General features: G+C 63.2%; 5 protein-coding genes. 4 read left to right on the top strand and 1 reads right to left on the bottom strand.

Annotated elements, in window-relative coordinates; translation table 11 throughout:
• Positions 1–115 precede the first annotated feature (115 nt).
• Complete coding sequence (locus DW003_RS08155; protein ID WP_118388507.1) at positions 116–994, bottom strand: LysR family transcriptional regulator; 879 nt, start codon at positions 992–994, stop codon at positions 116–118.
• A gap of 234 nt (positions 995–1,228) precedes the next feature.
• On the opposite strand from DW003_RS08155, the gene DW003_RS08150 reads away from it, so the two are divergent.
• The 4 genes from DW003_RS08150 (at position 1,229) to DW003_RS08135 (ending at position 6,874) form a co-directional block, all read left to right on the top strand.
• The gene (locus DW003_RS08150) at positions 1,229–2,110 is read left to right on the top strand and encodes an SDR family NAD(P)-dependent oxidoreductase (RefSeq protein ID WP_118388506.1); all 882 of its coding nucleotides are present in this window, start codon (positions 1,229–1,231) and stop codon (positions 2,108–2,110) included.
• Positions 2,111–2,176: 66 nt separating this feature from the next.
• A complete protein-coding gene (locus tag DW003_RS08145) occupies positions 2,177–3,433 on the top strand; it encodes an MFS transporter (RefSeq protein ID WP_117646283.1) in 1,257 nt (418 codons plus the stop codon).
• 69 nt (positions 3,434–3,502) lie between these two features.
• On the top strand, positions 3,503–4,543 hold the full coding sequence (locus DW003_RS08140) for a Gfo/Idh/MocA family protein (RefSeq protein WP_118388504.1): 1,041 nt from the start codon (positions 3,503–3,505) through the stop codon (positions 4,541–4,543).
• A gap of 183 nt (positions 4,544–4,726) precedes the next feature.
• Positions 4,727–6,874 carry a Tex family protein gene (locus DW003_RS08135; RefSeq protein ID WP_118388502.1) on the top strand — a complete coding sequence of 716 codons (2,148 nt, stop codon included), beginning with the start codon at positions 4,727–4,729 and terminating at the stop codon, positions 6,872–6,874.
• Positions 6,875–7,425: the final 551 nt, after the last annotated feature.

The raw sequence follows: 7,425 nt of genomic DNA, 5'->3' as shown, positions 1-7,425 counted from the left end.
AGGATGTTTTTTCTGGGACGGGGATTAAATAATCATTGTGTACCGAATGATTATTTAATCCCCGTCCCAGAAAAAACATCCTCGAAGTAGCTAAAAGAGCCCCGTCCCAAATGAGCTAGTTGAGGAGTTGGGCCATGGCGTTGACGAATTTTTGGACTTGGAGGGTTGGCTCGAACGGATAGTGCAAAAAGACCGGCACCTCGCGGCCACAAAGAAACGGCACGCCCACAAAGGCCGGGTGCACGCCCGACCACGATCCGCAGGTGAGCACCGCATCGCCCTTTTCTTCCGCATCGTTAAAGAGCGCAAAGTCAAAGCTGTCCACGTCGATCACGTCCACGCCGCCGTCGGCCAAAAGATCGATACGCAGACTGTCCATGGCGTCGTTGCCGTGACGAAGCACGCGCAGGCGCATGCCCTCGAGGTCGGCAACCGTGATGCGCTTTTTGCGCGCGAGCCGGCTCGTGCGCGGCACGTCGATATAAAACGGCACGTTGACGATACGGAGTTTTTGACAGGCATCGCCCCAGCGCGGAGTCGAAAAACTCGACTGCACTACATCCACCTCGCGGCCCAAGCTGCGCATGACGGTCTCGCGCTCGTCATAGAGGTCGCTTACCGGCACGATCTCAAATCGCAGCGACGGTTCTAGATCGTGGATGCCCGACCACATCGACAACGTTTGGCGCCCCGGGCACATCATCGACACGCCCAGGCGCACGGCACCGCCATCGCCCGCCGCGCGTCGGGCACGGCGCAGCGCGTCCTCGGACTGCCGCATGATCGAGCGCGCGTCGTCCACCAGCAGAGCGCCCGCCGGCGTCACCTTGACGCCCGAATGCGAGCGCTCAAACAACGTGATGCCAAACTCGGCCTCGAATCCCGACACCTGCTTGACGAGCGCCGGAGTCGACACACGCAGTTTTGCCGCCGCGCGCGAGAAGCTTCCCAGCTCCGCGGCGGCCGTTATGGCCTCGAGTCGTCGATCGTACACGTCAATCTCCCGTTTCCAGACGTATGGACATGAGCTGCCGAAGGGGGTCGTTTTGGCAGGTCACACACTCAACTAAGAACAAATTGCCTTGCGTGCTATAAACCACAGGTTTACGCCATTCTAACAAATATGCAATTCACCTGCGCAAATTCAAAGCATACGATAACCAGAGAAAAACCGCGTGGGTCGAGTAATGGAAGCGGCCCACAGGGAGGTACAAGAAGGGAAGTTCCTATGAGCAACTGGCTTAAGCTCGAGGACGATGTCTGCGCCGTGACCGGCGCGCTCGGCGGCATGGGCGTCGAGATCTGCCGCGAGTTCGCCCGCAACGGCGCCAACGTCGTCCTGCTCGACCTGGATGAGGAGAAGGTCAAGGCCGCAGCCGCCGACCTCGCCGCCGAGTTTGGCATCCACGCCGAGGGCTACAAGATGAACGCCACCGACGAGGCCGAGGTTCAGGCCGCCGTCGATGCCACCATCGCCGACTTCGGCCGCGTCGACGTCCTCGTCAACACCGCCGGCATCCTGCGCTTCGCAGCCATGGAAGACCTGCCGCTGAGTGACTGGAACGAGGTCATCAACGTCAACCTCACCGGCTACTTCATCACCTCGCAGCGCTTTGGCCGCGAAATGATCAAGGCTGGCCAGGGTCGCCTGGTGCACATCTCGACCGTTGCCAGCCACTCCCCCGAGACGTTCTCGGGTGTGTACAGCTCCACTAAGGCCGGCGTCAACATGATGTCCAAGATGCTCGCCGCCGAGTGGGGCCCCTACGGCGTGCGCTCCAACTGCGTCGAGCCCTGCTTTGTCAAGACCCCCATGTCGGCGAGCTTTTACGCTGACCCCGAGGTCGAGAAGAGCCGCAGCCGCCTTATCGCTACGCGCCGCATCGGCGAGGTCAGCGATATCGCCAACGCCGTCATGTTCCTGGCGTCCAGGCGCTCGGACTTTACCACCGGCGACGCCATCAAGGTCGACGGCGGTTTCTCCAATATGATGGGCGACCTCACCGCCAAGCCCGGCGGCCGCCGAGCCTTTGCCGACAACTACCTTAAGAACAAGGGTGTCGAGCTTTGGTCTGACGAGTCCGGCGTCGCAAAGCCGACCGACCAGTAAACCAGCCTGACAGGGAGGCCCCGCGGACGTGTCCGCCCCTCCCCCGCATCGATCAGAAAGAGTCCAATGGCTTCCACCAACTCCAACAAGGGTCGCGCCGTCGTGCTTTCCGCCGCGTGCGTCACCATGTTCTTTATCAGCTCCATCGCGCTGTATTCCGTCGTGAGCAAGAACCTGCTCGCCGTCTACCCCGAGTGGTCCAGCGCCCTTACCTGGGCTTTCCCGGTCTTTCAGACCATCATGGCCGTGACGGGCATCTTCGCCGGCCGCATCTCCGATAAGATCGGCCCCCGCAACGTCGTGATCGCCGCCGCCGTGTGCTACGGCCTGGGCTGGTTCATGTCTGGCACCGTCACCGAGCCGTGGCAGTTCTACCTGTGGTTCTCGCTCGTCGCCGCCATCGGCAACGGCCTGGGCTACAACCCCGCGCTCACCACGGGCCAAAAGTGGTTCATCGACAAGAAGGGCCTCGCCTCCGGCATTACGCTCGCCGCTTCGACCGCCGGCCCCGCCGTGCTGTCCCCGGTGCTCGCCTCACTGCTCATCCCGAGCCTGGGCATCTTTGGCGCCCTCAAGGCACTCGGCGTCATCTTCTTTGTGACGATCGCCGCCTCCGCCCTGTTCCTGAAGGCCCCCGAGGCCGGCTGGCTGCCCGAGGGCTTCGAGGCCCCCAAGGGCGGCGCACATGCCGGCACCTTCGGCGACCTCACCCCGGGCGAGATGGTCAAGACCCCGCGCTTCTGGGTCCTCATCGTCACCTTCGCCTTTGCCGCCACCGCGGGCACCCTGCTCGTGGGCAAGGTTGCCTCCATCGCCGCCGTCCAGCTCTTCGCTGACCCCACGAGCGCCGCGGCCGTCGCCCTCGGCGGCGTGGTGGTCTCCGTCAACACCTGCGCCAACCTGGTCGGCCGTCTGTCCTTTGGCCAGATCATCGACAAGCTCGGCGCCTACAAGTCGCTGCTCATCAGCCTGGTCGTCACCATCGTCGCGCTCGTCATCATGTCGATGAGCTTTACGCAGAGCATGTTCTTTGTGGCGCTCGCCCTGCTCGGCTTTAGCTTTGGCGCCCTGCTCGTCATCTACCCGCCGCTCACCGGTGGCGCCTTCGGTACCAGCAACATCGGCGTCAACTACGGCATCATGTTCCTGGGCTACGCCGCCTCTACCTGGATCAGCCAGCCCATCACTGCCGTGCTGTATCACGCTGAGGCCGGCAGCGCCGCCTACCAGCAGTCCTTCTACGGCGCCATCGTGATCGCCGCCATCGCCGTCGTGCTCACCGTCTACATGATGGTCTCCGACAGCAAGAAGAAGTCCGCCTAGTTTTACCGCTGCGACAAAGGGACAGTCCCTTTGTCGCATTCCACCGGTCACCAGTATTAAGGAGTCGAAATGTCTGAGCTCAACCCCGTCCGCATTGCCGTTATCGGCGCCGGCGCCATGGGCCGCAACCACATCCGCTTTGTCACCGAGGAGCCCGAGGCCGAGCTCGTCGCCATCGCCGACGCCTTTGAGGGCGCCCGCGCCACGGCCGAGGCCGCCGGCGTGCCGTTCTTTACCGATCCCGCCCAGATGATGGACGAGGTCAAGCCCGAGGCCGTCATCATCGCCACCCCCAACGACCTGCACCTGGGCGTTGCCCGAGAGGCCATCAAGCGTAACATCGTGCCGCTGGTCGAAAAGCCGATCTCCAACGACCTTGAGGATGCCCAGGCCTTCGCCGCCGAGGCCGAGACCGCCGGCGTGCCCGTACTCGTGGGTCAGCACCGTCGCCACAACCCGTTTGTGAACAAGGCCAAGGAGATCATCGAGTCCGGCGAGTTGGGCAAGCTCACCGTGTCGAGCTTCCACTACATGATCTATAAGAACGATGAGTACTTTGATGTCGAGTGGCGCCGCAAGAAGGGTGCCGGCCCGATCCTGGTCAACCTGGTTCACGACGTCGACCTGCTCCGCTATCTGCTGGGCGAGCCCGTCGCCGTCCAGGGTATGCAGTCCAGCGCCGCCCGCGGTTTTGAGACCGAGGACTCCGCCGTGGTCAACGTCCGTTTTGCCGATGGCGCGCTCGCAAGCATGACCATCTCCGATGCCACCGCCAGCCCCTGGAACTGGGAGGCGACTGCTCGCGAGGACCCGCAGTACCGCCCCTTCGACGCCGATGCCTACTTTATTGGCGGTACCAAGGGCGCCCTTTCGCTGCCCCGCCTGCACCAGTTCTCCTACGCCGGTGCCTCCAACTGGCACAAGCCGCTGCAGATGGAGATCCCGGCTGTGGACCCAGCGCTGCCGCACAAGATGCAGCTCAAGCACTTTGTGAAGGTCGTCCGCCGCGAGGTCGAGCCCGTCGTGACCCCCGCCGACAACGTCAAGACGCTCACGCTGCTTAACGCCATCAAGGAGGCCGCCGAGACCGGCCAGCTCGTCGAGCTGTAACGCCTTAAGAGCGGCCGCGACAGAAACCCCATGCCGAGCCCCTCGGTCCGCCACAAATAAGCCCCTCTTCTTTGCCCCGCGAGCAGCCTCCTGCCCGCGGGGCTTTCTTTGCAGCCGCGGCGCGGGCGGGTGGTAGACTGGGTGGCTCATGCACCTGTAACGTACTCACAGACAGGAAGTTCCATGGATCTTATCGCCCAGCTCGCCCGCGAGCTCAACCTTAAGGCCGCCAACGTCGAGGCAGCCGTCAAGCTCATCGACGAGGGCAACACCATCCCCTTTATCTCGCGCTACCGCAAGGAAGCAACGGGCGGCATGGACGACGTTGCCCTGCGCGCGCTCGACGAGCGCCTGTCCTACCTGCGCAATCTTGAACAGCGTAAAGAGGACGTCATCCTGCTCATCGACGCCCAGGGCAAACTCACGCCCGAGCTCGAGCAGCAGATTCGCGAGGCCACACAGCTCCAGCGCGTCGAAGACCTCTACAAGCCCTACCGTAAAAAGCGCATGACCCGCGCGCAGAAGGCCCGCGAGGCAGGTCTGGAGCCGCTTGCCAACATGGTCATCATGCAGGCCTCGGCCAAGGGCAGCGCGCTCGACGCCGCCGCGGCATACGTCAACGAGGAGGCCGGCTTCGACACGCCCGAGAAGGCGCTCGCTGGCGCCGCTGACATCGTGGCCGAGACGGTAGCCGAGGACCCCGAGAACGTCGCCGACGTGCGCGCCTTTACGCAAAACACCGCCGACATCGTCGTCGAGGCAACCGACCCCGCCGAGAAGACCCCCTACGAGCCCTACTACAGCTATGACGAGCCGTTGCGCCGTATACCCAACCACCGCGTGCTGGCTATCGACCGCGGTGAGCGCGAGGGCAAGCTCCGCGTGCGCGTGAACGTCGACGGCGTTGCCGCCACGGCGCGCCTCAGCAGCCGTTGGCCCCGACGCCAGGGCGTGTTTGCTCCCATCTTCGATGCCGCCATCGCCGACGGCTACAAACGCCTCATGGCTCCCTCGCTGGAGCGCGAGGCCCGCGCCAAACTCACCGTTCGCGCCCAGACCGAGGCCATCAACGTCTTTGCCAAGAATCTCGAGGGCCTGCTCTCGGCGCGCCCCGTGCGCGGCGCCCGCGTACTCGCGCTCGACCCGGGCTACCGCACCGGCTGCAAGGTCGCCGTCATGGACGAGACCGGCAAGCTGCTCGACCACGGCGTGGTCTACCCCACCAAGCCGCGCCACGACGTCGCCGGCACCAAGCGCGAGCTCGCCCGCCTCGTCAAAAAGGACGGCGTCAACACCATCGTCATCGGCAACGGCACCGCCAGCCGCGAGACCGAGGAAGTCGTCTCGGAGTTCATTGCCGAGCAGGCGTCCAGCCTTCGCTACACCATCGTTAACGAGGCCGGCGCGTCGGTGTACTCCGCCTCCGAGCTCGCCAGCCAGGAATATCCTGACCTGGACGTCACCGTACGTGGCGCCATGAGCTTGGGCCGTCGCCTGCAGGACCCGCTGGCAGAGCTCGTCAAGATTCCGCCCCAGTCCATCGGCGTGGGCCAGTACCAACACGACCTTGACCAGGCCGAGCTCTCGCGCACCCTGGGCCACGTGGTGGAGGACGTCGTCAACCGCGTGGGCGTCGACGTCAACACCGCGAGCGCAAGCCTGCTGGGATACGTATCGGGCATCACGCCGAGCGTGGCAAAGAACATCGTGGCGTACCGCGAGGAAAACGGCGCCTTTACCGATCGCCGCCAGCTTAAGAAGGTCCCCAAACTTGGACCCAAGGCATATCTCAACGCCGCGGGCTTTTTGCGCATCAGCGGCGGTAAGAACCCGCTCGACGCGACAAGCGTCCACCCCGAGAGCTACGAGGTGGCCACGGCCGTCCTGGAGCGGGCCGGCGTTGCGGCAAGCGAGCTCAGCCGCGGCGGCGTGCCCGACATCGAGCGCCGTCTGGGCAGCATTTCGGCACTGGCAAGCGACCTGGACTGTGGCACCCTGACGCTCATCGACATTGTCAACGAGCTCAAGAAGCCCGGTCGCGACCCGCGCGACGACGCGCCCGAGGTGGTCTTTAGCCGCTCGGCACTTTCTATTGACGACCTGGAGCCCGGCATGGAGCTCAAGGGCACGGTGCGCAACGTCGTCGACTTTGGCGCCTTCGTCGACGTGGGCGTGCACCAGGACGGCCTCGTGCACATCTCCAAGCTGGCCAGCCGCTTCGTCAAGCACCCCAGCGACGTGGTGCGCGTCGGCGACACGGTGAAGGTATGGGTAGAAAAGGTCGATCGCGACCGCAAAAAGATCTCCCTCACCATGGTGCGGGGCAAATAAGCCGCTGCAGGCGCTCGGCGGGTCCCATTCCGCCGAGCGCCTCTCCTTCTAAAACGATTTGGCGATATCCCGAAGTGCGAGACGCCGTTTCCGCTAATCATCACCTGCAATTTTTGAGATATTCGGCCTCGCTGGGCCGCGATAACACTTCTTCAAAGTGCAAGCTCAACAAATAGGCATCAGATATTCCACAAACGTCCCATATCTGCACCCGCAGAGGTGCGGTACGGGACGTTTTTCAGCCATATTGGCAATCTTGACGGCACTCTGAGGCCGAATATCTCGATTTCTGTTGGTGGGACACTTATGGGCACGAGCCGCAAAGACCTCGTTTGCCCGGTAGAGCTGTTCAACCACGTCAAGCATGAGATCTTGCATGCGCGGAACAAAGGGATAATCGAAGGGTCTTGGGCGACTTGCGCATCGCCCCGAACACATAGCCGGCAGGGTCCTTTGCCTTGGCGATGACTGCCAACTCGGGGCCGGATCGTTTTCGATACTTGATAGATATGGATTAGAAGATCATTAGATTACAGGTTGATCCATAATGC

Origin of the sequence: Collinsella sp. AF36-3AT (assembly GCF_003475205.1) — a bacterium.
In the GTDB taxonomy this organism is placed as follows: domain Bacteria; phylum Actinomycetota; class Coriobacteriia; order Coriobacteriales; family Coriobacteriaceae; genus Collinsella; species Collinsella aerofaciens_AF.
This window is presented reverse-complemented; position numbering and strand designations above follow the sequence as displayed.

Excerpts from the sequence above, each read along its gene's own strand:
- DW003_RS08140 (WP_118388504.1), top strand. The coding sequence starts at position 3,503 with ATGTCTGAGCTCAACCCCGTCCGCATTGCCGTTATCGGCGCCGGCGCC.
- DW003_RS08145 (WP_117646283.1), top strand. The coding sequence starts at position 2,177 with ATGGCTTCCACCAACTCCAACAAGGGTCGCGCCGTCGTGCTTTCCGCC.
- DW003_RS08150 (WP_118388506.1), top strand. The coding sequence starts at position 1,229 with ATGAGCAACTGGCTTAAGCTCGAGGACGATGTCTGCGCCGTGACCGGC.
- DW003_RS08135 (WP_118388502.1), top strand. The coding sequence starts at position 4,727 with ATGGATCTTATCGCCCAGCTCGCCCGCGAGCTCAACCTTAAGGCCGCC.